Source organism: Ghiorsea bivora, assembly GCF_000744415.1.
Taxonomy (GTDB): domain Bacteria; phylum Pseudomonadota; class Zetaproteobacteria; order Mariprofundales; family Mariprofundaceae; genus Ghiorsea; species Ghiorsea bivora.
Window position 1 is genome coordinate 103,279 of sequence record NZ_JQLW01000011.1, and the last position, 24,844, is coordinate 128,122.

At 42.5% G+C, this 24,844-nt stretch carries 26 protein-coding genes; 12 read left to right on the plus strand and 14 right to left on the minus strand.

The features are described 5' to 3' along the window. The first annotated feature begins 38 nt into the window (after window positions 1–38). The 6 genes from yihA (at window position 39) to DM09_RS09810 (ending at window position 4,299) form a co-directional block, all read left to right on the plus strand. Window positions 39–641, plus strand: a complete 603-nt coding sequence (gene yihA, locus DM09_RS09785; protein ID WP_038250516.1) for a ribosome biogenesis GTP-binding protein YihA/YsxC — start codon at window positions 39–41, stop codon at window positions 639–641. After that, window positions 634–1,473, plus strand: a complete 840-nt coding sequence (locus DM09_RS09790; protein WP_051938376.1) for a sterol desaturase family protein — start codon at window positions 634–636, stop codon at window positions 1,471–1,473. The genes yihA and DM09_RS09790 overlap by 8 nt, the downstream gene beginning before the upstream one ends. Then, window positions 1,470–1,670 (plus strand): hypothetical protein, encoded by a 201-nt coding sequence (locus DM09_RS09795; protein ID WP_038250518.1) that lies wholly within the window; start codon window positions 1,470–1,472, stop codon window positions 1,668–1,670. The genes DM09_RS09790 and DM09_RS09795 overlap by 4 nt, the downstream gene beginning before the upstream one ends. Then, window positions 1,670–2,731, plus strand: coding sequence for an AI-2E family transporter (locus DM09_RS09800; RefSeq protein ID WP_038250520.1), 1,062 nt, complete (start codon window positions 1,670–1,672; stop codon window positions 2,729–2,731). Before DM09_RS09795 ends, DM09_RS09800 begins: the two co-directional genes overlap by 1 nt. Continuing rightward, on the plus strand, window positions 2,728–3,651 hold the full coding sequence (gene lipA / locus DM09_RS09805; protein ID WP_038250523.1) for a lipoyl synthase: 924 nt from the start codon (window positions 2,728–2,730) through the stop codon (window positions 3,649–3,651). The genes DM09_RS09800 and lipA overlap by 4 nt, the downstream gene beginning before the upstream one ends. 78 nt (window positions 3,652–3,729) lie before the next feature. After that, entirely contained in the window at window positions 3,730–4,299 is a 570-nt protein-coding gene (locus DM09_RS09810) for an outer membrane beta-barrel protein (RefSeq protein WP_038250527.1), read from the plus strand. A gap of 42 nt (window positions 4,300–4,341) precedes the next feature. Here the strand turns inward: DM09_RS09810 and ispF are convergent, their stop codons facing one another. From ispF to typA, 13 genes are all read right to left on the minus strand, one after another. Beyond that, window positions 4,342–4,815, minus strand: a complete 474-nt coding sequence (gene ispF / locus DM09_RS09815) for a 2-C-methyl-D-erythritol 2,4-cyclodiphosphate synthase (protein WP_038250665.1) — start codon at window positions 4,813–4,815, stop codon at window positions 4,342–4,344. A gap of 2 nt (window positions 4,816–4,817) precedes the next feature. Beyond that, the gene (gene ispD / locus DM09_RS09820) at window positions 4,818–5,507 is read right to left on the minus strand and encodes a 2-C-methyl-D-erythritol 4-phosphate cytidylyltransferase (protein ID WP_038250530.1); all 690 of its coding nucleotides are present in this window, start codon (window positions 5,505–5,507) and stop codon (window positions 4,818–4,820) included. Continuing rightward, window positions 5,504–6,181 carry an orotidine-5'-phosphate decarboxylase gene (pyrF, locus tag DM09_RS09825; protein ID WP_198401668.1) on the minus strand — a complete coding sequence of 226 codons (678 nt, stop codon included), beginning with the start codon at window positions 6,179–6,181 and terminating at the stop codon, window positions 5,504–5,506. Before pyrF ends, ispD begins: the two co-directional genes overlap by 4 nt. Then, entirely contained in the window at window positions 6,171–7,349 is a 1,179-nt protein-coding gene (locus DM09_RS09830) for a hypothetical protein (protein ID WP_051938378.1), read from the minus strand. Before DM09_RS09830 ends, pyrF begins: the two co-directional genes overlap by 11 nt. After that, complete coding sequence (locus tag DM09_RS09835) at window positions 7,346–7,639, minus strand: LapA family protein (protein WP_038250532.1); 294 nt, start codon at window positions 7,637–7,639, stop codon at window positions 7,346–7,348. Before DM09_RS09835 ends, DM09_RS09830 begins: the two co-directional genes overlap by 4 nt. A gap of 26 nt (window positions 7,640–7,665) precedes the next feature. Further along, entirely contained in the window at window positions 7,666–7,947 is a 282-nt protein-coding gene (locus tag DM09_RS09840; RefSeq protein WP_038250533.1) for an integration host factor subunit beta, read from the minus strand. Between the two features lie 87 nt (window positions 7,948–8,034). Next, entirely contained in the window at window positions 8,035–9,768 is a 1,734-nt protein-coding gene (locus DM09_RS09845; RefSeq protein ID WP_051938384.1) for a S1 RNA-binding domain-containing protein, read from the minus strand. Between the two features lie 11 nt (window positions 9,769–9,779). Continuing rightward, on the minus strand, window positions 9,780–10,484 hold the full coding sequence (gene cmk / locus DM09_RS09850) for a (d)CMP kinase (protein WP_038250536.1): 705 nt from the start codon (window positions 10,482–10,484) through the stop codon (window positions 9,780–9,782). Continuing rightward, complete coding sequence (gene aroA / locus DM09_RS09855; RefSeq protein ID WP_051938379.1) at window positions 10,481–11,821, minus strand: 3-phosphoshikimate 1-carboxyvinyltransferase; 1,341 nt, start codon at window positions 11,819–11,821, stop codon at window positions 10,481–10,483. The genes cmk and aroA overlap by 4 nt, the downstream gene beginning before the upstream one ends. Next, window positions 11,818–12,696: a prephenate dehydrogenase gene (locus tag DM09_RS09860; RefSeq protein WP_038250538.1), complete on the minus strand. Its 879-nt coding sequence runs from the start codon at window positions 12,694–12,696 to the stop codon at window positions 11,818–11,820. The genes aroA and DM09_RS09860 overlap by 4 nt, the downstream gene beginning before the upstream one ends. After that, a complete protein-coding gene (hisC, locus tag DM09_RS09865; RefSeq protein WP_038250540.1) occupies window positions 12,693–13,814 on the minus strand; it encodes a histidinol-phosphate transaminase in 1,122 nt (373 codons plus the stop codon). The genes DM09_RS09860 and hisC overlap by 4 nt, the downstream gene beginning before the upstream one ends. Then, window positions 13,815–14,987 carry a prephenate dehydratase gene (gene pheA, locus DM09_RS09870; RefSeq protein ID WP_038250544.1) on the minus strand — a complete coding sequence of 391 codons (1,173 nt, stop codon included), beginning with the start codon at window positions 14,985–14,987 and terminating at the stop codon, window positions 13,815–13,817. 123 nt (window positions 14,988–15,110) lie between these two features. Then, window positions 15,111–16,928 carry a translational GTPase TypA gene (typA, locus tag DM09_RS09875; RefSeq protein WP_038250547.1) on the minus strand — a complete coding sequence of 606 codons (1,818 nt, stop codon included), beginning with the start codon at window positions 16,926–16,928 and terminating at the stop codon, window positions 15,111–15,113. Window positions 16,929–17,517: 589 nt separating this feature from the next. Between typA and DM09_RS09880 the strand changes: the two genes are divergently transcribed. The 3 genes from DM09_RS09880 to DM09_RS09890 all read left to right on the plus strand — a co-directional run bounded on the left by DM09_RS09880 (window position 17,518) and on the right by DM09_RS09890 (window position 20,386). Next, window positions 17,518–17,982, plus strand: a complete 465-nt coding sequence (locus tag DM09_RS09880) for a tRNA (cytidine(34)-2'-O)-methyltransferase (RefSeq protein ID WP_038250550.1) — start codon at window positions 17,518–17,520, stop codon at window positions 17,980–17,982. Window positions 17,983–18,170: 188 nt separating this feature from the next. Then, window positions 18,171–19,640: a leucyl aminopeptidase gene (locus DM09_RS09885; RefSeq protein ID WP_038250553.1), complete on the plus strand. Its 1,470-nt coding sequence runs from the start codon at window positions 18,171–18,173 to the stop codon at window positions 19,638–19,640. Window positions 19,641–19,777: 137 nt separating this feature from the next. Further along, complete coding sequence (locus DM09_RS09890) at window positions 19,778–20,386, plus strand: transglycosylase SLT domain-containing protein (RefSeq protein ID WP_038250556.1); 609 nt, start codon at window positions 19,778–19,780, stop codon at window positions 20,384–20,386. Here the strand turns inward: DM09_RS09890 and aat are convergent. Then, window positions 20,369–21,016: a leucyl/phenylalanyl-tRNA--protein transferase gene (gene aat, locus DM09_RS09895; RefSeq protein ID WP_038250559.1), complete on the minus strand. Its 648-nt coding sequence runs from the start codon at window positions 21,014–21,016 to the stop codon at window positions 20,369–20,371. The two genes, DM09_RS09890 and aat, sit on opposite strands and share 18 nt — an antisense overlap. A 128-nt stretch (window positions 21,017–21,144) precedes the next feature. Here aat and nadA point away from each other — a divergent pair, with 128 nt between their 5' ends. Genes nadA through DM09_RS09910 form a run of 3 tightly spaced genes read left to right on the plus strand, consistent with a single transcriptional unit; the run spans window position 21,145 to window position 24,797 of the window. Further along, the gene (nadA, locus tag DM09_RS09900) at window positions 21,145–22,269 is read left to right on the plus strand and encodes a quinolinate synthase NadA (RefSeq protein WP_232507810.1); all 1,125 of its coding nucleotides are present in this window, start codon (window positions 21,145–21,147) and stop codon (window positions 22,267–22,269) included. Between the two features lies 1 nt (window position 22,270). Further along, window positions 22,271–23,785 (plus strand): OmpA family protein, encoded by a 1,515-nt coding sequence (locus DM09_RS11215; protein WP_051938380.1) that lies wholly within the window; start codon window positions 22,271–22,273, stop codon window positions 23,783–23,785. Then, window positions 23,778–24,797 (plus strand): LOG family protein, encoded by a 1,020-nt coding sequence (locus tag DM09_RS09910; RefSeq protein WP_232507811.1) that lies wholly within the window; start codon window positions 23,778–23,780, stop codon window positions 24,795–24,797. The genes DM09_RS11215 and DM09_RS09910 overlap by 8 nt, the downstream gene beginning before the upstream one ends. Window positions 24,798–24,844 lie beyond the last annotated feature (47 nt).

A 24,844-nucleotide genomic window follows, 5' to 3' on the forward strand; every position in this document is an offset into this window, starting at 1 on the left:
ATTTGAACATTGTAGCTAAGCCATGCAGCTTATGCCGCATGACTACTTCTGTACACTGGCAAAACACCAATTTTCAGCTCTCTGTGGCTGATGCAAAACAATTCCCTGACACCCACTTACCCCAAGTGGCTGTTGCAGGGCACTCTAACGTAGGTAAATCCTCATTATTAAACACCTTATTTGGGCGAAAAGGTCTGGTAAAAACCTCTAAAAACCCTGGTTGCACCCGCCTTTTAAACCTGTTTGAAGTGGATGAAAAAATCTTGGTCGTAGATTTACCGGGTTATGGTTATGCCCGCGCTTCTAAGGTCGAAAAATACAAATGGGCGGGTTTAATTGAAAACTACCTCAAAAGCCCCAAGGTCGCCCAGCTTGTGTTAGTGCTTTTAGACTTTAGGCACGGCCCTAAAGAAAGCGACTTACAACTCATTGATTGGCTCAATGAATCAGGCATTCGTTGGCAGCCCGTGGCAACCAAATCAGATAAACTCAAAGGCAATGCCAAACGCAAACGCAAACAAGAAATGATTGATGCTTTGGGTGGCATGCTTGAGCCGATATTAACATCCAGCCTTAAAAATGAAGGCATGCAAGCGCTAAGAAAAGTTATCATTGAAGAGGTTTTACACACGAATGACTGACCAAGAACTACGCACTTATGCTTTTATCAGCATTATTAGCTTTGTGATTCTGTGGGAGTTCATAGCAAACAAACGCCCATTAAAGCAGCGTAAATTCAAACGTTGGCTCAACAATTTTGGTTTAATTGCTGTGGATACCGTTGTGGTCAAACTACTCTTACCAGCAGGTGCGTTTGGCGTGGCACTGTGGGCAGAAAACAATGGTTATGGCCTGCTCAATAACATCGATATCTCACCGCTTGCAGCAACAGTTGTTACCGTGATTATCTTGGATATGATTATCTATTGGCAACATCGTTTATTCCATGTGGTGCCCATGTTCTGGCGCTTGCATCAAGTGCATCATGCCGATCGTGATATTGATGTAAGTACAGGTTTACGTTTTCACCCCATTGAAATTATATTGTCCATGTTGATTAAATTTGTTGCAGTGATAACCCTTGGTGCGCCGGCAGCTGCCGTGGTTTTATTTGAAGTGATTCTCAATGGCATGGCAATGTTTAACCATGGTAATATTCGTATGCCCAAAGCTTTGGATAGTTTGATTCGTTTACTGTTTGTCACACCCGATATGCACCGCGTACATCATTCGATTTTCAAACATGAAACCAATAGCAATTATGGCTTCAACTTGTCTATTTGGGATAAAATATTTGGCAGCTACCATGCCCAGCCCGACTTGGGACACGATAAAATGACCATAGGTTTACAGCAATACCAAGGCAATACGCCCACATCTTCCCTTTTGTGGATGCTCAAGCTACCGTTTACCCAATCGGGTGGTATGTATGCCCAAAAAGATAAACCAACAACCAAGGAAACAGCTTTATGAGTGATGAAATTGTAAACCGCTGCGAATGTATGCACAAAACCTTTGCCGAACTTAAAGAGTTGGGCTCAATTGAAGCTGCTATGGCAGCAGGCGCTGGCATGGACTGTGAAGGATGCACACCTTGGCTCAAACTATCTTTTGCCTCAGGTGAAAATGAATTGGCATTGGATGACCCTCGTTTGAAGGACTTCGAATAGTGGCACAACCTACCCCAGTCAGCCGCGGCGAACATATTCTGCTGATTACAGCCTGCCTCATTATTATTGTGGTTGGGTTAAAGCTGGCGGCACCCTTAATGGTGACCTTACTATTATCCGCATTTGTTGCGATTATTTGCCTGCCACCGCTTTATTTCTTACTCAACAAAGGTGTAAATGTATCCATAGCCGTATTTATCGTGGTGGGCTCGTTAATTCTGATTGGTTTATTGGTATCTTTATTTGCAGGCTCAGCTATTGCAGATTTCTCAAGGAACTTACCCTTTTATCAAGAACGCATACAAGGGCAAACAGCACAACTTATAGCCTTACTCACTAAAATAGGTGTAGAAATACCCGCAGGCAACCTACTCGAATCCTTTGACCCATCTGCTGTGATGAAATTTGTCGGCAGCTTGTTAAGCGGCTTAGGCAATGCGCTGACCAATGTGTTCTTATTACTTCTTATCGTGATATTCGTTTTATTTGAAGCTGTCGCACTTCCTCACAAGTGGGCTGCTATGAATAGCCATGCCCCTTCAACGGATGCATTTAAACAATTTTTAAAAACCGTGCATCGTTATTTGGTCATTAAAAGCATGGTAAGTATTGCCACGGGCATATTCATCACCATTTGGTTGAGTTTTTTAGGTGTCGATTATCCTGTATTATGGGGTTTAATGGCATTTTTATTCAATTTTGTACCCAATATCGGTTCGATTATTGCTGCAGTGCCCGCCATGATGCTGGCAACTGTACAATTGGGTTTAGATAGCGCTGCATATACAGCGTTGGGTTATATTATTGTTAATGTTATCATGGGTAATGTGATTGAACCCCGTTATATGGGCAAAGGTGTAGGTCTTTCTACACTGGTCGTCTTTTTATCACTGGTGGTTTGGGGCTGGATTTTAGGTCCTGTGGGCATGCTTTTATCTGTACCCCTAACCATGATTGTTAAACTCGCCTGTGAAGCCAACCCCAAAACTCAGTGGATTGCCATATTATTAGGCCCTGACATCAACCCAGAAGAAAATCAAAAGGAAGCAACACAAGTATGAGTAGAAAAGTTATCCCCATCCAAGTTGTAGGTTCAACAACCCAACAAGAACAACCTATGGCAGGTAAACCCAAGTGGCTAAAGGTTCGCGCACCCATGTCCAAAGAGTATCAAAATATTACGAAAATGATGCGTGATTTGAAGCTTAACACCGTATGTGAAGAAGCTTCCTGCCCCAATATTGGTGACTGTTGGAAACAAGGTTCAGCAACATTTATGATTTTAGGCAAAGTATGTACCCGTACATGTGCATTTTGTGATGTCGCAACAGGAAAACCCGATGAAGTTGACCCCAATGAAGCCATCAATCTTGCCAAAGCCGTGGCTAAAATCGGCTTAAAACATGTTGTTATCACATCCGTGGATAGGGATGATCTCAAAGATGGTGGTGCTGGGCATTATGCCACCGTGATTCGTGAGCTTAAAACACGGCAACCTGAAGTCACCATTGAAATTCTAACCCCTGATTTCCAGCGCAAACTCGATTCATGTTTAGATACCATCATGGATTCCAAACCTGATATCTTTAACCACAACCTTGAAACTGTACCTCGCCTTTATCGGTCTATTCGCCCTGGTGCGCGTTATTTCACTTCTTTGCGTTTATTACAACGTGCCAAAGAAATTGACCCGAATGTAGTCACCAAGTCGGGTATCATGGTTGGGCTTGGTGAGGAAAAAGATGAAGTATTGCAAGTACTTGATGATATGCGTGAAGCTGGCATCGATATTCTTACCATCGGTCAATATCTACGCCCAAGCCAAGCACATCACCCCGTGATGAAATACTGGACACCCGAAGAGTTTGATGACTTAAAATATATCGCTGAGAAAAAAGGCTTTGGTATGGTGGCATCAGGACCATTGGTGCGCTCATCATTCCATGCCGATGAAGTGTTTCAGGCATTAAAGCTAAGATGAGTTGTTTTGACACAGCCAAACTTGTGCTTCGCACCACCGATACATAAAATAACCTCGTCTATGATAAGGAGATATATAATGAAAAAAATAATTATGGCTTCTACTGCTGCATTATTACTCAATATCACACCATCTTATGCCGACACAGTGGATGATATTGGCAATGCTATTGGAGATTTAACCCGTGATTTACAGTTTGGTGTAGGTATAGGTATTAACAACACCAAAAACTTATCCAATGCCTCTTTGTTTTATGGTATTGCTGAAAAAGATTTGGATATTTATGCAGGTGACATTTTATCCTCCGCACAAGTCCGTATCGGAACGGGTACAAATGCAGATATTCAAGGGCTAGCTGTTGGAACGACGGGCTCAGAAGGTATCGACTTCTTAATTTCAGGGTTATACAAGGCAAGGATAGAGCTTGAAGATTTTAATGCATATGGGCTGGCAGGATTAACATACACATCATCATCAGCCTCTGTCACTTCTGGTGGCATCACCACAAACACATCATCAACATCAACAAGCATCACATTGGGTCTTGGTGCAGAATATGAGCTGAACCCTGGGCTAAAAGTTGCTGCGGAATACCAGAAATTTGATGCTACATCAGTATTAGGGGTTCATGCCTATTTGGAATTTTAAAACATCATAAGTCATAAAAAAAGTCTCTATACGGAGACTTTTTTATGATTTGTTTAACAACACCACAGCTTGGGCAGCAATACCTTCACCTCGCCCCGTAAACCCTAATTTTTCGGTGGTTGTAGCTTTGATATTGATAGCGGTAACATCTAACTTTAATACTTCTGCCAATCGTACACGCATGGGTTCAATATATGTTGCCAATTTGGGTTTTTGCGCAATCACAGTCACATCAATATTACCAATATGATAGCCCAACGCTTCAATACTTTCTAAAACCTTAGCCAATAAAAGTGTGCTATCCACACCTTCCAAGGCTGGGTCAGTATCAGGAAAGTGATGTCCAATATCACCCAAACAAGCTGCACCCAGCAGCGCATCACATAACGCATGAATCAATACATCAGCATCCGAATGCCCTGCAAGCCCCAAATGATATGGAATATCCACGCCACCGAGCATAAGTTTGCGATTTTCTGCAAACGCATGCACATCAAAACCCTGCCCCACACGTATATTCACGGTGCTACTCCTTGCAAATGTTTCTCCAACCATAACATATCTTGGGGTGTGGTAACTTTTCGATTGTTCACATCACCTTGGCTGATATAAACATCAAAACCCGCCGCTTCCAGCACTGATGCATCATCTGTGTGTAAATGAAGCCTGTCTTTTTCTTTGACTAAGGCAGATTCAAACCATGTTCGCCTTGCTACTTGCGGCGTTTGCACTGCCATCAAACGATTTCTATCGGGTGTTTCCAATACTTTTCCATCCGCATCAATACGTTTAATGGTATCATGTACAGGCAACCCAGGCACAGCTGCACCATGTTGATCAGCTGCCTGAAACACATCATCTAACAACATTTGCGAAGGTAAAGCGCGAGCAGCATCATGCACAGCCACCATATCAATATCATCGGGTAACGCAGCCAAACCGCGCTGCATGGATATAGAGCGCTCTGCACCACCAACAACTGGTTCGAGCAAAGTAAAACCCCACTGATACCCTGCAACCGCATCGCGATACCATAAATCTCTATCGCCAATCACTGGCTGTACCACAACAATATGTTTGGATTGATTCAAACTTTCCAAGGTGTGAATAATTAGAGGTTTTCCAGCAACTTCAAGGTATTGTTTGGGGATTGCGCTTCCAAATCGTTTACCACTACCTGCAGCCAGCAATAAAACCCCAACCTTCATGCCTTACTTGCACCTTGCATCATCCTAACCGCTTCATTTGCAGCTTCCGCAGGGTTTTCAGCTTGCAAAATCGGGCGACCAATCACCAAATAATCAGAGCCGTGTTCTACTGCCATTTTAGGGTCTGCAACCCGTTGTTGATCTTGGGTAGATTGATTGCCCCAGCGAATACCTGGCGTGACCGTGATAAATTCAGCACCACATACTTCCTTGATTTGTGCTGCTTCATGTACGCTGCATACCACGCCATCCAAACCTGCATCTTTCGCCAGTTTAGCACGCTCCAGTGCAACCTTTAAAGCCTGTTCTTTGGGCATGGTATCACTGGTTAAAACGGTTACAGCGATAAGCAACATATCAGGAAAAGCTTTGGCAGCCTTTGCCGCAGCTTCTAACATGGGTTTCCCACCACCTGCATGCACATTCACCATTTGTACACCCAAAGCACCTGCACTTTCAATCGCTTGTGCGACAGTGTTTGGAATATCATGGAATTTAAGGTCTAAAAACACTTTATGCGTTTGCGTCAAATCAGCAATCAATGCTGGACCCTCAGCCACAAACAAACGTAAACCAACCTTTAACCAACCAACACTTTCACCCAATGTTTCACGCATCGCCAGTGCTTGTGCTTTATTCGTGACATCCAATGCCACCATAATTTTATTGTGCATGCTGTTCTTCTCCAAAGGCATAGGCACCCTGCAATGGTTCCATCGTGCCCCAGTGATGACATTTCGGACAATGCCAACGCATATCATGCACTTGTACACCACATTGTTTACAAGCAAACATTTTACTTAATAAGCGCCATTCTCTTGCTTGTTTATGCAAATTGTCTGAGCCATCTTGCAATGCCATCAGACGCAACTCATGACGCAGGCTTAAATCCGATAGGTTCAGTTCTTTTTGTAACGATATAGCTACTGGCAAATCGATGGCTTTGGCTATTTGTTCAACCCAAGCCACACCAAGTTCCATGTTTTTGTTCGTTTGCCAGTAGTTCAATAAAAATGGTTTCGCATATTGTTCGTAAAACGTTAAATTTTGTAACAATACTTTGGGTAATAATACGTGATGCTCTTGTTTAACATCCGATAAAAAGGATTCTGTTTGTTTGACCGCTTGCTCAAAATTATTGTCTTTTTGTAATAATTCAATGCGTAATAAATGAGCATGAGAACAGCCTATCGATAATTTAAGTGCTTCATCCAATAACGCTTCAGCCAAAACAATATCATGTTTTACCAATGCATCATTCGCCATTTCAACTTTGAGGTAAGCTCGGTGTTCATGGTATGATTGATTTTCAACTTGCTCCAAACGGCTCACCAACCATTCTGCCTCATCCCATTCATTACTTTGCTCACGAATACGCAAACAAGCATGAAGTGACTCAAGGTGGTCAGGTTGTATAGCCAAGGCTTTGGCATAATGTTTCAATGCTCGATCCAATAAACCACCAGCTTGAAAGTCTCGCCCAAGAGATACATAAGCTTGAAACTGAAACTCTAAAGAAACTTCGGGTCTAGCCAATAAATTCTGATGGATGCGTACTGCCCGCCCATATTCACCTTGGGTACGAAACATTTCGCCCAATGCCATATACACTTCAGCCGACTCCGAGCGAATTTTGGCAACTTGCACCATTTCTTGTAGGGCTTGGTCTGGTTTATCTGATAGTAAGTAGTTTATACCACGCAGTAGTGGCGTGACACGCGTATCTTCGAGCTCATGTTCTAAAGTTGGATCCGAAAAATCCAAGTCATCTTTTTTTTTCCATAATAAGGCTGCTGCAACCAAACCTGCAACTGCAATGATAATCAGTAAAAAACTGCTCATAAGTCATCTTGCAAAGGGATATTGCGCAAATTCTCAACTTCTTGATTCAACAAAGCATTCTCTTTACGAAGGTATTTAATTTCTTTTTTATGTTTACGACGTGAAAAACTAAGCGCTAGCAAACCACTGGCAAAACCCAATAAAAAGGACATCACAACGGGTAAAAACAAGGGCATTTCATCTGATTTGAAGTTCAGGAATGACAAATGCACCGGCATCATATTTTCAAAGGCAAATGTCACTGTAAAAAGCGCCAGCCCAATACTGACGCTAATATTAATCCAATTCATCTCAACTTTCCTCTTGAAAAGTCAAACTACTTATGATCAACACGTTCCCTTAATTCTTTTCCTGGCTTGAAATGTGGCACTGCTTTCGCTGGCACAAATACAGACTCTCCAGTTTTAGGATTGCGACCTGTGCGAGAATCACGATTTTTGATGCTAAAGCTACCAAAACCACGCAACTCAACGCGTCCTCCTCGCGATAACTCCTCAGAAATCGCAGAAAAAACAGTACTCACCACAACTTCAGCTTCTTTCCGAGTAATATCTTGATTTGCAGCTGATACCGCATCAATAAGTTCAGATTTTGTCATGCTCTACTCCCTCTTCAAACCCATACACTTTAAAATGATATAGGGTCAAAGTAAACGACCCTATCAAAAAACGCAAGTAAGCCAGGCTTATTGTTTGTCCAAAAACTTCCGTTGAAGCTCAAGTGCCAATGCCGATGGCGCACTTTCTTGTTGCACTTGTTTAGCATAATGTTTAATCGAATCACGTTCTTCATCACGCAATAATTGACGTACAGACAATTCCACACGTTGGCGGCGACGATCCACATCTGTAATTTTTGCTTCGACTTCATCCCCAACAGACAACGCGCCTTGCTCACGTGGTATTTCACGTTGCGCCAAACGCGCTACGATACCATCAGCAACTTCTACCAAATAAGCATTGGGTAAAACTTCAACCACTTTACCATTCACTGCCGTACCACGTTTTGAACCATTGATAAATGTATCAAAAGGATTTTCAGTGAGTTGCTTAATACCTAAAGCAATGCGACCACGTTCTACATCAACACCAATCACAGCACATTCAACTTCTTGACCTTTTTGATAATCTTGAATGGCTTCATCACCTTGTTTATCCCAAGAAATATTGCCTATATGTACCAAACCATCCAACTCATCAGTCAGACCTACAAAGAAACCAAATTCTGAAATGTTTTTTATTTTACCCGTGATTTTTGAACCTGCAGGGTGCTCTGCCATCCACACTTGCCAAGGGTTGTCACTGACTGCTTTTAAACTTAAACGTAAGCGTCTGTCTTCTGCATCAAAGTCAATCACTGCAACATCAACCACATCACCTTCAGACAATACTTTTGCAGGCTCAACATCTTTACGCGTCCAACTCATTTCCGAACGATGAATCAAACCATCCACACCAGGTTCTAGCTCAACAATAGCGCCTGCTTTGATGAGTTTGCGCACAGTACCTGTAACTTGCATACCACTTTCGTAAGTTTCAGACACTTTTTTCCATGGATCTTCAATCAAGTTTTTCGTTGAAATAGAAACTTTGGCTGTATCAGCATCCAACTTGATGATTTCGGCAGTCACACTCTGACCCACACTTAACATTTCAGCAGGGTTATTGATATGTTTCCAAGCAATATCTGAAACATGCAAAAGTGCATCAAGGCCACCAAGGTCAACAAAGGCACCAAAATTTGTTAAACGTTTCACTGTGCCTGTAACTTTACTGCCCAACTCATGGCTGGCAAAAAATGCTTCGCGAAGTACAGCTTCTTGTTCTGCCAAAGGCTGCTTGCGTGAAACCACCACATTTTCAGGACGGTGTTGCACTTCGATAATCGCCAAATCAAATGTTTGGTTTAACAACTCACCAGCATTTACAAAACCAGTGTCTGCCTCTGAGCGTGGTAAAAATGCTTCCAAACCGCCCAAATCAACGCGGAAACCACCTTTGACTTCTTTTACAACTTTGCCCGAAATTGTTTCGCCTGCTTCTTTGGCTGCAACAACAACATCCATCAGCTTACGACGTTTGGCTTGTAAAACAGATAATTCCACACCCAAGCGGCCCTTACCAACCATCAATGCCGATATTTCATCACCAATACTTGGCACATCTTCACCAATAGAAGCAAATTCTGCCAACTTAATCACACCCTCGCTGTTACCTTTAAGGTCAACAGTTACCACTTCAGCATCTATGGCTACAACAACACCCGTCACATATTCGCCACGCGAAAGCTTGGGTTGCTCTTCTAGCGAAGCTTCAAAAAGGGCTGCAAACGATTCTTCTTCGTTGGCAATGGCCTCTGTTGGCTCAGTTGGTTGAACTTTTTGTTCAATAGTATCATCAGGTTTGGCTTCAGTGTTCATGTTTAACTCACTCATTTTTTATTAATCAACTTTCTTCGTTCTAAAACATTTAATATTCTATCAACAACATCATCCATTGCCATGGTTGTTGAATCAATATGAATGGCATCCATTGCTTTTTCCAATGGTGCACAATCCCTATCTGTATCCCGTTCATCACGCGCTCTTAACTCTGCTGCAATACGCTCCAAGTCAGCATCTTCACCTTTGGCTTTAAGCTGGCTCCAACGTCTTCTTGCCCGTTCACGCTGGGATGCTGTCAAATAAAACTTTGCTTGCGCATCAGGTAAAACAACCGTGCCAATATCACGTCCATCCATCACGCAACCCAACTTGGCAATATCTCGCTGCACATCCAATAATGCTGTCCGAACTTGAGGCATAGCAGCGACTTTGGATGCACGGGCGCCTGCATTCTCATCACGAAGCCGCGAAGTGCAATCCTTTTCAGCATCTGCCTCTTTTAAGAAAATACCTTCAGCCTTCCAAACCATAGAAGTTATCGCCGCATCAAGCATAGATAACACTGCATTTTCATCATCCAGCGACACCGATTCTTCTTCAGCACGCCAACCCACATAGCGGTACAAAAGCCCTGTATCCAACACTGGCAAAGCCAGTTCCTCACCGATCAGTGCAGCAATCGTACCTTTACCTGAACCAGAAGGGCCATCAATAGCAATTTGTAAACCTTGATTCACCAACCATCTACTCATACATCATCCCAACGCACATTCATGCCAATATTTTGTGCCAAATCAACAAAACTTGGAAATGATGTCGCAATGGCAGCTGCATTTTCAATGCGAATTTCTTTGTCCATTTTCTGTGCCGCAACAACCATCGCCATGGCAATTCTATGGTCACCGTGGGCATCTACAGTTACCCCACCTTTGAGGTTTGGTTTTCCATGAATAACTGCGCCATCCTCTTTTTCTTCAATATCTGCTCCACAAGCTTGCAAGGCTGCAACCATAGTTGCGATTCTATCGGACTCTTTCACTCGCAATTCTTCGGCTTCATCCAACACAAAGGTACCTTTTGACAATGCTGCTGCCACAAACAATACAGGGAACTCATCAATGGCATCAGGAATATCTTGTGGGTTTACCTTCATGCCCTGCAAGGTGGTGGACTTCACGCGAATGTCTGCCACAGGTTCAGCACCCACGGTGTTTTCAGTTTCCAATGTTAAATTCGCCTGCATATCTGCCATCACCCTGCGCCAACCATCACGTCTTGGGTTAATACCAATGCTGTTTAAAACCACATCAGAACCATCCACAAGGGATGCAGCTACAGCAAAAAATGTTGCCGAAGATGGGTCTGCAGGGATTTGCACCACATCTTTGGGTGCTGTGAGTTGACCACAAGGTTGAAGTTTACTTGTAAATGCATCAACACGTTCTACGGCTTGCCCAAATAAAGGTAACATACGTTCGGTATGATCGCGGGTTGCCTTGGGCTCAGTCACCGTTGTTTCACCATCAGCAAACAATCCTGCCAACAACACACATGATTTCACTTGCGCTGATGCTACAGGGGAAACGAAGTTCATACCCTTTAGTTTACCGCCGCGAATAGATAACGGCATTTTATTGCCGCCTTCACGACCATCAATTTTTGCACCCATCAAACGCACAGGATCAGCAACCCTTGCCATGGGGCGCGAATGCAAAGAAGCATCACCCACCATCACACTATGAAAATCTTGACCAGCCAAAATACCTGTAATTAAACGTGCTGCTGTACCTGAGTTACCTGCATCCAACACGTTTTCAGGTTCTTTCAAACCATATAAACCAACACCTTGAACTTCCAAAGCTGTTTTTTCTTCATTTAACCATGTCACTTTCGCACCCATGGCTTCAAACATGGCTGCCGTGGCGAAGTTATCATCACCAGGTAAAAAACCTTCAATACGAGTCACACCATCTGCCAATGCACCTAACATAATAGAACGATGAGACATGGACTTATCTCCAGGAACCGTAATATTACCTTTAAGTGCGCCTTTTGCAGGCCCTGCGATTAATGTGCCGCCGATATTCATGTGTTTTCCTTTTCCCGCTTTGCTAACCAATCATCTCTTGCATCTTTTGCCGATGAAAAAAGCGCTGTTAAACTTTTTTTATCACTTGCCTGCAATGCCACCCTAATGTTTTGCAATTCATCCATCAAAATATCAATTTGCTGTTCTAAAGCATCTCGATTTGCCAAGGTAATATCTCGCCACATTTCAGGCGATGAAGATGCAATGCGTGTAAAGTCTTTAAAACCACCTGCAGCATAAGCCATAGGATCAAAGTTATCTGTTTTTTGCTTATTCACTGCATTAACCAAAGCAAAAGCCGCCAAATGTGGTAAATGACTCACTGCACCGAGCAACTTATCATGTTCATCTGCAGGCATGGTTAACACATTAGCCCCAGCGCTTTCCCATATATGTTTAACCACAGTCAAAGCTTGTTCATGCGTCGAGTCATTAGGTGTAATAATACATAAGTGATCTTGGTATAATGTTGAAAATGCAGCATCTGCACCTGATTTTTCAGTGCCTGCTAAAGGGTGTGCTGCCACAAAGTGTGCATGACTAGGTAAATATTTAGCTGCGGCAGCAAGCGCATGTCGTTTGGTGCTGCCTGCATCAGTAACAATCACACCTGCCTTCAGTGCTGGTGCAATAGTTTGCATTACATGAGCATACGCACCCATGGGCACAGCCAAAAGAACCACGTCTGCATCTTTCACAGCATCCGTTAAAGAAGTCGTCCAACTATCAACAATACCTAAAGACTGAGCAAGTTTAAGATTACCTTCATTACGCCCTGCGCCAATCACTTTACCCACAGCACCTTTTTCTTTGAGTGCCAAAGCAAGTGAGCCACCAATTAAACCAACGCCAATGATTGCAAGTGTTTGAATCATGGCAACACCTTACTTAAAGCCGCTAAAAAAGCATCATTTTCTGCAGCTGTGCCTACTGAAACACGCAACACATCAGGCATACCATAGGGCGCTAACGGGCGTACAATCACACCTTCTTGTTCCAGTTTCTTAACCAAATTCAAGCTATCTTGGTGTTGAAACAATACAAAATTACCAAAACTTGGCGCAGCCAAACAATGTAAATCCGACAAGGCTAGCTCAAGCCTAACTCGCTCTGCTTTACATAAAGCAACCTTATCCATCACCCAATCATGTTCATCCAAAGCTGCCAATGCCGCAGCTTGCGCCATGCTATTTACATTAAATGGCTCTCTAAATCTATTCACCACGGCCAACAAACCCTTATCCGCCACAGCATAACCCACTCTTAAACCGGCTAAACCATAAGCTTTAGAAAAAGTCCGACTGACAACCAAACCTGCATAATCCAATGCGTGGATACTATCTTCAACCATGTCCTCTACATATTCAACATAAGCTTCATCTATGATCACTACAATATGTGACGGCAACTTGTCTAAGAAAGACTGCAAGGCTTGTGTCGGCAGTAACGCACCTGTGGGGTTATTCGGATTGGCAATACATACAACCTTGGTATGCTCATTCACAGCATCAAACATAGCATCCAAATCATGCGTAAACCCATCACTCTCAGGTACCGCAACACCTTTTGCCCCTGCAGCAGTTGTCGCCAAGGCATAAACAATAAAACCGCGTTGGCTATAAACAACCTCATCACCAGCACCTGCAAAGGTACGAATGATAAGTTCTAATGCTTCATTGCTTCCATTACCAAGCAGTAGTTGTTCTTGCTTAATATGGTGTTTTTCTGCTAAAGCTTGTTTCAGTTCAAAACAATCACCATCAGGATACCTATGCACTTCACGAGCTACTTGCTGGATAACCTCTAAAGCTTTGGGTGGTGCACCATAAGGATTTTCATTGGATGCAAGTTTCACTGTGGATGTTATACGGCTTTCAACTTCTTGTTCACTTAAACCAAACTCTCGCAACATCTGAGCAATCGGTTTCCCTGGTATATAAGGGTGCAAGCTTTCAGACTGTGCAACAGCCTGCTTCAACCAATCTATGCTCATTTAAAGCTTCCGAGAAACGGGGCAAGAACCAAGAACTTTCAACATGACACCGTCTTGTGCTTGAATTTCCTCTAATGCCTCTTCCACATTAGCATCATCCCTATGCCCCAACACATCAATAAAAAAGACATATTCCCAAGCTTTTTTCCGCGACGGGCGAGATTCTATGCGTGTTAAACCAATATTACGGCTAGCAAAAGACTGAATCAATTTGTGCAATGCACCAGGTTCATCCTTGGTTGAAATAACCAATGCCGTTTTATCTTCACCTGATGGCGGGGAATCATGCTGACCTATGACAAAAAAGCGGGTCACATTATCGTGATGATCTTCAATATTCTTTTGCAATAATGGTAACTCAGTATAATCAACAATGGAGTATGGACCAATCGCCGCTGCATGTTTCCAATCTAAACCCGAATCGCCACCTTTGCGGGCATCCTCAATCATTTTCGCTGCATGCACTGTTGATGAAGACTCCATCAGCGTAGCCTGCGGTAAATGCTCTTGTAACCAATCATGACACTGTGCCAAAGGTTGCGGGTGTGAAATCACCAACTTAATATCTTCTAATTTTCCAGCATGACTGAACAAATGATGGTGAATCGACAACTGCACTTCTGCACAAATATAAATATCACGGTCAAAGTCAGCAAATAAATCAAGCGTATGCGTCACAGCACCTGCAAATGCATTTTCCACTGGCACAAGCCCGTAGGTCGCTCTACCCGATTCGACTGCATCAAACACCAAGGCTAGGTTTGCACATGCCATATAGTTTACCGATGAACCAAATTGACGGGTAGCTGCAGTGTGCGTGAATGTGCCTTCAGGCCCCAAGTAAGCAATGGTCATAGGGTGTTCTAAAGCAAGACAAGCACCAATGATTTCACGAAAAATACCATGGATAGCTTCATCGGGAATACGCGTACTATGATTGTTTACTGCATCCACCCCATTCTTATTTAAAAGGCGGCGGATAATAGATGCTTCCCGACTAGGCACATAAAATGGTGTGTTGGCAGGTTGATTTTTCTTATGCTCACCAACTTCTGAAGCTAACGCTGCCCGCTCATAAATAAGCGCCAATACCTTATCATCAACAGTATCAATAGCTTGCCGCAGTTCATCTAAAGTCTTGTTTGGTTTACCTGAATCAGAAGTAGAAGTCATGAGCGAAGCATAAAGAGACTGCTCAAGATAGAAAGCCTGAATTTAATTTCATAACATATACCACAAAAAAGACTGCAAGTGTTTCCACTTACAGCCTTTAAACATATTACTTAAACAAACAGTTTAAGACTTTTTAGAACCTGCGCGTTTACGCTCATTTTCGTTCAAAATACGTTTACGCAAACGAATGTTTGTTGGTGTAATTTCCACCAATTCATCATCTGCAATAAATTCAATGGCGCGCTCAAGCGACAAATTCAACGGCGGAACCAAATCAACTTTTTCATCTGTACCCGATGCCCTAACGTTAGTTAGTTTTTTCTCACGGCTTGCATTTACAACCAAGTCAGAGTCACGGCTATGAATACCAATAATCATACCTTCATAAATCTTCACGCCAGCACCCAAGAACAATTTACCACGTTCCTGAATTTTCCAAAGACCAAAAGATACTGTTTCACCTGTACCATTGGCAATCAATACACCATTTTTACGACCAGGAAGCGCACCCACAAAGTCACCATAGGAGTGGAATACGTGGTTCATAGTACCTGTACCACGTGTATCGGTTAAGAACTCAGAAGTATAACCAATCAAACCACGTGTTGGGCACATAAACTCAATACGTGTCATGCCATCATCAGCAGTTTCCATACTGGTCATTTCTGCGCCACGTTGACCCATTTTCTCAATCACAGTACCTTGATACTCTTGCTCAACATCAATAGTTACATGTTCATATGGCTCTTGTTTTACACCATTTTCTTCACGCACAATCACGGTTGGGCGAGATACTGCCATCTCAAAACCTTCGCGACGCATGTTTTCTAACAAAATACCAATATGCAGCTCGCCACGGCCAGAAATCTTATAAATATCAGCCGAATCGGTTTCTTCAACACGCATCGCCACATTGGTACGAATCTCTTTGTACAAACGGTCACGAATTTGGCGTGTGGTAATAAACTTACCTTCTTGACCAGCAAGTGGGGATTTATTCACATGCAATTCCATGCTCAATGTTGGTGCATCCACTGTCATCACTGGCAATGCTTTAGGGTTATCTTTATCGGTAATGGTTTCACCGATATTGATATGCTCAATACCTGCAACGGCAACCAAGTCACCTGCTAAAGCTTCTTGGACTTCAACACGCTCTAAACCTTTAAAACCAAGCAACTTGGTCACTTTAAAGTTGGATTGTGTACCATCAGCATGAACCACACCCACTTGTTGCCCTGATTTAATCGTACCATTGGCAATACGACCCACCACAATACGTCCGATATATTCATCCCAATCCAAAGTGGTCGCTAACATTTGTAATGTTGCTGCTGGGTCACCTTTGGGTGGTTCAACGTGTTCCATGATGGTTTCAAACAAACATGTCATATTATCTGATTCTTCTGTATGATCCATCATAGCATAACCATTCTTTGCTGATGCAAACACTACAGGAAACTCTAATTGCTCATCACTTGCACCCAAAGCTGCAAACAAATCAAATGTTTTATCCACAACCGCATCAGGATCTGCACCATCACGGTCAATTTTATTTACAACAACAATTGGTTTCAAACCAAGTGCCAAAGCTTTACCAGTTACGAAACGTGTTTGTGGCATTGGGCCTTCAGCCGCATCTACCAATAAAACAACACCGTCTACCATGTTTAATACACGCTCTACTTCACCACCAAAGTCAGCATGGCCTGGAGTGTCTACGATATTAATATGCGTACCGTTGTATGTAATCGCTGTGTTTTTCGCAAGAATCGTAATGCCACGTTCTTTCTCAATATCATTAGAATCCATCACACAAGTTTCCAAATCTTCACGCATATCATCCAGCGTGCCTGATTGCTTCAAAAGCTCATCAACCAATGTTGTTTTGCCATGGTCAACGTGAGCGATGATGGCGATATTTCTTAAATTACGGGACATAGTCTTAACCTCAAATCTCTTTCAAAAACCTTCGCAGCTTGCTGCAAAAGGCGGCGCATAGTAACAGGAAGTGAGACAATAGAAAGGAAAGCTATTTTTCTGTCAGCCTAAAGTAAAAACTTACGCTTTTAGCAAAATAAAAATTTGCTATTCATGCTTCAGTGAGAACGTTTTGTATGACAGCGGAGATATTAACAATGAGTATCAAAAAACAAGAATAATTGTGTATTCTTATGAAAAAGCCCACCCACTCCTGTAAAATACCCATCAAATATGATTCAAAAAATCCACTAAATATTTTTTCCTTAAATAATTTAAGCAATCCAACTGGCGCAAAACCTCATAAACCACAATTGAACAAGCATTGGATAAATTTAATGAACGCACAAAAACAATCATATTCACATTCCATAGCATAAAAGTTTTGTTTTTTCATTACGAACAAAACGGCAACCCAGTTGTACCAGCAAAAATCACCTTATATTATTTCTTAAACGGTAAGAAGGCATCACAGTAAAACAATTTAAATTGTAGCAAGTCATCCCTTCTGTATAATAAGGCTGGACTATTAATTAAGAAGAGGATTTATATGCCTAGTATTGCACTATATGAACCAAAAATGCCTGCCAATACAGGCAACATTATCAGGTTAGCTGCAAACTGTGGTTTCAACTTACATTTAATTGAACCTCTAGGATTCAACTTTGAAGACAAGCAGCTTCGACGTGCAGGTTTAGACTACCATGATTTAGCTAATGTGAAAATTCATTCAAATTTCTCTGCGTTCTTAAACACCGTAAAAGGGAATAGAATATTGGCGCTAACTACTAAAGGAAATTCATTCTACCACGAGTTAAAGTACCATAAAGATGACATCCTGCTGTTTGGAAGTGAAACATCAGGCTTACCCGCTCAAATATTAGACAGCTTACCTGAAAGTTTAAAGCTTAGGCTTCCAATGCAACCAGACTCTAGAAGCTTAAACTTATCAAACACAGTAGCCGTAGTCTGTTACGAATCTTGGAAACAACTTAGCTTTCAGGGTGGTGCATAATGTTAAGGGAAAACAACTAACCATTGCTCGATTTGTTTTAACGTTAACAGAATAATGTGGGCTCCCTAGACTTGGACTAGCCTTCTTAAAATATCCATTCAAACCTTCTACCCTTATTTTCAGCCCCTAGCCATTCCATTGAAGCTTGGTTAGCTTCCACCTCATCTTCTTAAAGGGGAACTTTATCCATGATTTCAATTCAAGTATCACTACGTCCACAGAGCCCAGTTGCTGTACACCCATTACTGCCTGAGCAGAAACTTACTACCTCAGCTCAAGCTATAACTACCGAGCAGGTTATAGCCAACTTCTTGGCTTCAAATGAGCACCAAGGAAAGTTTGGTTCAATTCGTAGTATTTATATGAATGATGGTACTCGTGTGGCTTTTGTTGGCACAGGCAACATTGACAAACTAAACTTACAAAAGCTTCGTTCTTTAGCATCAAAAACCGCACAAAAACTAAATAAAAACAACATTGAGACTGCTGATGTATACCTCACAGAGCTTGAGGTGGCTGGTGTTAACCTTGCCGATAAAGTACAAGCCATTGCAGAAGGTATCTGGCTGGGTTTATACACATTTGATAACTATCAAACCAAAGAAAAAGATAAACAAACAAAACTTTCATCCATCAACATCGTAATTCATGGTGATGAGAGTAAAGCAAAACAAGCACTTGCGGCGGCTAAAGCCATTGCTGCAGGCACTATCTTTGCTCGTAATTTAGGCAACCACCCAGGCAATGTGTGTACCCCAGAATATTTAGGTGAACAAGCTTCTTCACTAGCCCACCCTAAACTTAAAACCACTGTTATGGACAAAGCTGCCATTGAGAAAGCGGGTTTCACTGCCCTACTTGCAGTCAACCAAGGTTCAAACAAAGAACCTAGGTTTATTATCATGGAATATCGTGGCGCAGATAATGATGATGCACCTATTGCCTTGGTCGGCAAGGGGCTAACCTTTGATGCGGGAGGTATTTCGATTAAACCAGCTAGTCAAATGGATGAAATGAAATTTGATATGTGTGGCTCAGCTGCTGTGCTTGGTATTTTTAAAGCCGTCATTGAAATGAACTTACCTATTAACTTGCTTGGTGTGATTCCATCCACAGAAAACCTACTTGGTGGCGCTGCTTATAAACCTGGAGATATTATTACCACCTACAAAGGTTTGACCATTGAAATCCTCAATACTGATGCTGAAGGCCGTGTTATCCTATCTGATGCATTGGCTTATGCCGCAGAGCAAAAACCTGCGGAAATCATAGACTTTGCCACACTGACAGGTGCATGCGTGGTTGCATTAGGTGGACAGGCCACAGGTTTGATGGGCACATCCGATGCCATTAAACAAAGTCTGATTACATCAGGACAGAAAACCCATGATAGAGTATGGGAAATGCCTATGTTTGAAGAATACCAAGAACAAATTGATTCTAAAATTGCTGACATTAAAAATACTGGTGGGCGTGAAGCAGGCACGATTACAGCCGCATGTTTCTTATCGCGTTTTGTTGATGATATCCCTTGGGCTCACTTGGACATCGCAGGCACAGCTTGGAACATGAAGGGAACTGACATTTCACCTGTTGGAGGTGCAACAGGTGCCGGTGTACGCCTGATTGTTGATTACTTACAGCAAAAGGTGCAATAAATCCATAATATGAATTACCAAGGGGCTAATAATCAGCTCCTTGGTAATTATTATAAAGTACTTTGCAGGTTAGCAACTGCATCATTGAACGCTTAAACCACCTTGTTTAACGAATGCTTTAATGCAACACTTCTGGCATGTCTTGGTTAAAATATTCCCTACTATTGTTACTGCTCGTGGGCAGCATTGGCTGCGCAAAAAAGCCACCTTCTAACCTTGATAATAGCTGCTCTATTTTTAAAGAAAAAAGCAGCTGGTATGATGATGCTAACGACTCGTTCAAAAAGTGGGGCGTTCCTATTCATGTGCAACTTGCCATTATCCACCAAGAGTCACGCTTTCGCGCCCAAGCCAAATCACCCAAAGATTATTTATTGTGGTTTATCCCTTGGGGGCGCAAGTCTTCGGCTTATGGTTATGCCCAAGTCAAGGATGCAACTTGGGATTGGTACAAAGAAAAAACTGGCAACTGGCACGCCAGCCGTGATGATTTTGCAGATGTGACCGACTTTATCGGTTGGTATGGCAACTACACATATAAAACATTGGGTGTTTCCAAATGGGATGCTTACAAACAGTACCTTGCTTACCATGAGGGTCATGGTGGTTTTAAACGCAAAACCTATTTAAAAAAACCTTGGCTTATCAAAGTCGCCCGCAAAGTAAAAAAGCGAGCAAGTATGTATCATAGTCAACTACAACGCTGTAAAGACCAACTGGGTAGCAGTTCATTTTGGCCGTTTTAATAAGTCTAAAAACATATCTCTAGGTATATCTTCTGCACCCAAGCTATGCAGGTGTGGTGTTGGCATTTGACAATCAATCATCTGCACCCCCTCTTCTTTTGCCCATTCACACAGATAAAACATCGCCATTTTTGAACCATCACGTTGTTTACTAAACATAGATTCAGCAAAAAACACATGCTTCAACCGCACGCCATAAAGCCCACCAATCAACTCACCTTCATCATACACTTCAAATGAATGCGCATAACCCAACACATAAAGCCGCGAATATGCCTCCATCATTTCGGGTAAAATCCAAGTGCCACCTAGGGTTCCATCTTTTTCCCTGCGCGGGGCAGCACAAGCTTGAATCACTGCCTCAAAATCCTTGTCCACATAGGCATGGTAACGTGTTTGTTTCAACCTACGGCGCAAACGCCTTGAACAATGAAAATGCGCTGGGTTCAATACTGTTCGTGGATTAGGCGACCACCATAGAATTGGTTCACCTGCTGCATACCAAGGGAAAATACCCATACTGTATGCTTCCAATAAAGTCTCAGGATACAAATCCCCGCCTGCAGCCAACAGCCCTTCTTCATTGGCTTGGCTAGGGTGTGGAAAACGTGTACGCTCTGCTTGATTCATACGCCAAGCATAGGTAAATATTTGACATGCTTCATCTGTTTTTCAGTATCACCCCTAGGCAAGGACAAAAGCAACCGCTGTAAGCAACAAATAAACACGAGCAACTAAAGCAAATATGGAGAGCTAATTTGAACATTGATGTTTGCGTGCCAAGAGACCGAAAACTTGAAGCTACACCTTCCATCCAAGAACTTTACGAACAACCAGAATCTGAAGTTGTTTCTCGTATTCATACGTTAAAACAACAGCTTGGTGACCAGCTTCTCATCTTAGGACACCATTACCAACGCGAAGAAGTGATTGCCTTTGCCGATATTACGGGTGACTCTCTTAAACTTGCGCAAGAGGCTGCAAAAACCCAAGCGCCTTACATTATCTTTTGCGGCGTTCACTTTATGGCTGAAATGGCAGACGTACTCACCGATGAGCACCAAACTGTCATTTTACCTGACCCTGCAGCAGGCTGTTCTATGGCAGATATGGCCAATGATGAACAAGTACAACGATGCTGGAATGAACTTTCACAAGTCATCACCCCTGATGATTGCGTCACCCCTATGACTTATATTAACTCTACGGCTGCACTCAAAGCATTTTGTGGTGAACATGAAGGCATTGTTTGCACCTCGGGCAATGCCAAACGTGTGATGCAATGGGCATGGAACAAACGCGAAAAGATTTTATTTTTTCCCGACCAACATTTGGGTGAAAACACAGCCTTAACCATGGGCATCGCCGATGAAGACATGATTATTTGGGATCCCTTCAAACCTATGGGTGGTAATAGCGAAGAAGATATCAAACGTGCCAAACTCATCCTTTGGAAAGGTTTTTGCTCTGTACACCAACTCTTTAAAGCAGAACACGCAGACACCATGCGTAGCAACCACCCTGATATTCAAATCTTGGCGCACCCAGAATGTTCACGTGAAGTCTGTGAAACAGCAGACTTTGTTGGCTCAACAGAAGTCATCATCCAACATGTGAGCAATGCACCTGCAGGTAGCAAGTTTGCCATTGCCACAGAGCTCAATCTGGTTAACCGCTTGCGTATCAACCACCCTGACAAACCCATTTGGTTTTTATCACCAACTGTAAGCATGTGCTCTACCATGTTTCGCACCGACCCCCAGCATTTATGTTATGCTATGCAAGCCATTGTGAATGGTGAGGGTTATCATCAAATCAAAGTAGATCATGCAGACAGAAGCAATGCCTTAAAAGCCTTACAAACCATGCTAGACTTAGGCTAATATGCATATAAGCCAACGTATTTTTACATTTATCCTACTTATATGCATAAGTAACCCATTGTGGGCAACCACGCTTGATGAGCTTAACCAACAAATCCAAGCCTTTGCCAGCAGCAATCAGGCCCGCTTTGCACCAGCAAGTATGAAAAAAATTACAGCCTACCAAGGCGCAGCTATGTTGGCGGCAGAGGAAACCTCTGCATTTGATAATACGGATAAATCATCAGACACATTAAAACATGCCATCAAACAAGCACTCATCACGCTTGATGAAGCTAAAAATACGACTCAGTTTTTTAGCCAAAGCTACCACGACTTATTACAATTGGAAAAACAAGCCGATAAAGCCTATGTATACCATCATAAACCACGTATGCTGGCTGAACAAAACGTTGAAACATATTACCAGCAAGCCAAAGTAGCCATGGACACAACCATACAGGCAACTGAAAAAGGTGAGCTTAACCAAGCCACGCAAGCAGCCAAACAAGCTAAGCTTGCTTTTTTACAAGCCATTGATGCCGCAATGCCTGGTTTAGTGGAACAAAGTAACAACGCCCTATACCAAGCCAGTAGCATGGGAGCCAAACGTTACGCACCACGCACATGGCACGATGCAGAACAAGCATTGCAAGCATTAGAGTTATACGCTGAGAATATACAACTGCCTCAAGCAGAAAGGAAAAATATCCCGCGCCCTGAACGCATTGGTTATGCCTTAGAGCTTGCTGTATATGCGCAAAAGCTTGCAATCCATGCCAAAGCATTAAGCCGCGACAAAGGCAGTTTTGAAAAACTCATGCTACAAGCCAAACAAGAGCGCCTTGCCTATGCCAAGGCATTACAACTTAAGGTTGACTATGATGAAGTCGGTGTTGATGTGGAATCATCCGTCATCATAAAGGCTATTCAAGCACTTGCCCAAGAACCCGACCAACATATCCAACAAATTCAAGTCTTAAAAGCTGCTTTTGCCAAAGAACTTCAAGAAAAACTACAGGCGCAGCACGAACAAGATCAAAAAATCTTTAGAGAAAAATTATTAAACATGAAGTCGGCATTTTCTTCACGTTTAGAGCAAGAAACCTTTGAAAATAAAAGGCAAAAGAAACTACGTTCATTATTCAAAAAAGGTGAAGTAGATATTATCACCAACCTTGATGGTTCTCTGATTATTCGCGCCAAGAAAATTCAATTTGAACCCAACAGCAGTAAAGTGGATGGTAAATATTTCGATTTCCTAGCTCGAATCAAAGATGCGCTTATGTTGTACCCCAATCGTAAAATAAGCATAGAAGGACACACTGATAGTACGGGTGATGCCAAAGCCAATCGTAAACTTTCGCTGCAACGTGCTGAAGCCGTACGTAAATTTTTAACTGCTGCAGGCATGTCTGCAGAACGTATTCGTGCGCTAGGATTCGGTGAAGCCAAACCCATCGCCAGCAATATGTATAAAAAAGGTCGCGCCATGAATCGGCGCATTGATATCGTCATTGGAGCACCCCGTGGTTGAATTGGAATTATTACATCAGCGTATGAACGATGCCCTTGCAAGCAGTGAACTGGATTCACCGCACAAAAGGAATTTACTTGATGAAACTTTGAGCATCATTGATGAAGACTTACCCGATGCCGATTTAAAATTGATGAGCAAGGTATTGCATGAAATCCACCATGGTTTAGAAGTGTTTAAACCCTACCAAGCTTGGCGAAAAGTGAGTGTATTTGGCTCTGCCCGCACCCAAGAAGACCATCCCCAATACCAACAAGCCAAAGCTTGCGGCAAAGCACTAAGAGATGCTGGTTTTATGGTGATTACGGGTGGCGGACCTGGCATGATGCAAGCGGCCAATGAAGGTGCTGGTCGCAAAGTATCATTTGGCATCGGCATCAACTTACCCATGGAACAACAGCTTAACCCTGTTGTTCATGACTCTCCTCGTAGCTTTGAATGCCAATATTTTTTCACACGTAAACTCTTTTTCCTTAAAGAAAGTGATGCTGTAATTTTAACACCTGGTGGTTTTGGTACATTTGATGAAGGTTTTGAGCTACTCACCTTATTACAAACAGGGCGTAACCCGCCAATTCCAGTCATCATGTTAGAAGCGCCCGGTGATAATTTCTGGGGTCCTTTTTTACACTCATGGGTACGCCGCTTGATGGATGATGGTTTGATTAGCCATGAAGATATTCAACTCATCTATCATACTGATGATGCACATAAAGCAGTACAACACATTGAAAAATACTACACCAACTACCATAGCTTTCGTTATGTGGGTAAATACGCACTACTTCGTATCAATAACCCACTTTCTGATATTGCCTTAAAACGCTTAAATGCTGAGTTTTCTGATGTGTTGCATGAAGGAAAAATTGAGCAGGTATTTCACTGGCCTGATAATGATGATACTTGTTATGCGCATTACCCAAGGCTACGCATGAAACTTAAACACCACCGCATGAATGTATTACCTCTACTCATCCAACGCATGAATGCCTTATACCTTCAAGAGCATTAAAGAGACTCTGACCGCAAGATGCAATGCAAATTCAGGCTTATTCAGTT

Excerpts from the sequence above, each read along its gene's own strand:
- DM09_RS09810 (WP_038250527.1), top strand. The coding sequence starts at position 3,730 with ATGAAAAAAATAATTATGGCTTCTACTGCTGCATTATTACTCAATATC.
- lipA (WP_038250523.1), top strand. The coding sequence starts at position 2,728 with ATGAGTAGAAAAGTTATCCCCATCCAAGTTGTAGGTTCAACAACCCAA.
- pheA (WP_038250544.1), bottom strand. The coding sequence starts at position 14,987 with ATGACTTCTACTTCTGATTCAGGTAAACCAAACAAGACTTTAGATGAA.
- DM09_RS09880 (WP_038250550.1), top strand. The coding sequence starts at position 17,518 with ATGCCTAGTATTGCACTATATGAACCAAAAATGCCTGCCAATACAGGC.
- aroA (WP_051938379.1), bottom strand. The coding sequence starts at position 11,821 with ATGAATATCGGCGGCACATTAATCGCAGGGCCTGCAAAAGGCGCACTT.
- DM09_RS09830 (WP_051938378.1), bottom strand. The coding sequence starts at position 7,349 with ATGAGCAGTTTTTTACTGATTATCATTGCAGTTGCAGGTTTGGTTGCA.
- DM09_RS09835 (WP_038250532.1), bottom strand. The coding sequence starts at position 7,639 with ATGAATTGGATTAATATTAGCGTCAGTATTGGGCTGGCGCTTTTTACA.
- DM09_RS09790 (WP_051938376.1), top strand. The coding sequence starts at position 634 with ATGACTGACCAAGAACTACGCACTTATGCTTTTATCAGCATTATTAGC.
- DM09_RS11215 (WP_051938380.1), top strand. The coding sequence starts at position 22,271 with ATGCATATAAGCCAACGTATTTTTACATTTATCCTACTTATATGCATA.
- DM09_RS09885 (WP_038250553.1), top strand. The coding sequence starts at position 18,171 with ATGATTTCAATTCAAGTATCACTACGTCCACAGAGCCCAGTTGCTGTA.
- aat (WP_038250559.1), bottom strand. The coding sequence starts at position 21,016 with ATGAATCAAGCAGAGCGTACACGTTTTCCACACCCTAGCCAAGCCAAT.
- DM09_RS09840 (WP_038250533.1), bottom strand. The coding sequence starts at position 7,947 with ATGACAAAATCTGAACTTATTGATGCGGTATCAGCTGCAAATCAAGAT.
- DM09_RS09795 (WP_038250518.1), top strand. The coding sequence starts at position 1,470 with ATGAGTGATGAAATTGTAAACCGCTGCGAATGTATGCACAAAACCTTT.
- cmk (WP_038250536.1), bottom strand. The coding sequence starts at position 10,484 with ATGAGTAGATGGTTGGTGAATCAAGGTTTACAAATTGCTATTGATGGC.
- pyrF (WP_198401668.1), bottom strand. The coding sequence starts at position 6,181 with ATGCACAATAAAATTATGGTGGCATTGGATGTCACGAATAAAGCACAA.
- hisC (WP_038250540.1), bottom strand. The coding sequence starts at position 13,814 with ATGAGCATAGATTGGTTGAAGCAGGCTGTTGCACAGTCTGAAAGCTTG.
- typA (WP_038250547.1), bottom strand. The coding sequence starts at position 16,928 with ATGTCCCGTAATTTAAGAAATATCGCCATCATCGCTCACGTTGACCAT.
- DM09_RS09890 (WP_038250556.1), top strand. The coding sequence starts at position 19,778 with ATGTCTTGGTTAAAATATTCCCTACTATTGTTACTGCTCGTGGGCAGC.
- DM09_RS09845 (WP_051938384.1), bottom strand. The coding sequence starts at position 9,768 with ATGAACACTGAAGCCAAACCTGATGATACTATTGAACAAAAAGTTCAA.
- ispD (WP_038250530.1), bottom strand. The coding sequence starts at position 5,507 with ATGAAGGTTGGGGTTTTATTGCTGGCTGCAGGTAGTGGTAAACGATTT.
- yihA (WP_038250516.1), top strand. The coding sequence starts at position 39 with ATGACTACTTCTGTACACTGGCAAAACACCAATTTTCAGCTCTCTGTG.
- DM09_RS09860 (WP_038250538.1), bottom strand. The coding sequence starts at position 12,696 with ATGATTCAAACACTTGCAATCATTGGCGTTGGTTTAATTGGTGGCTCA.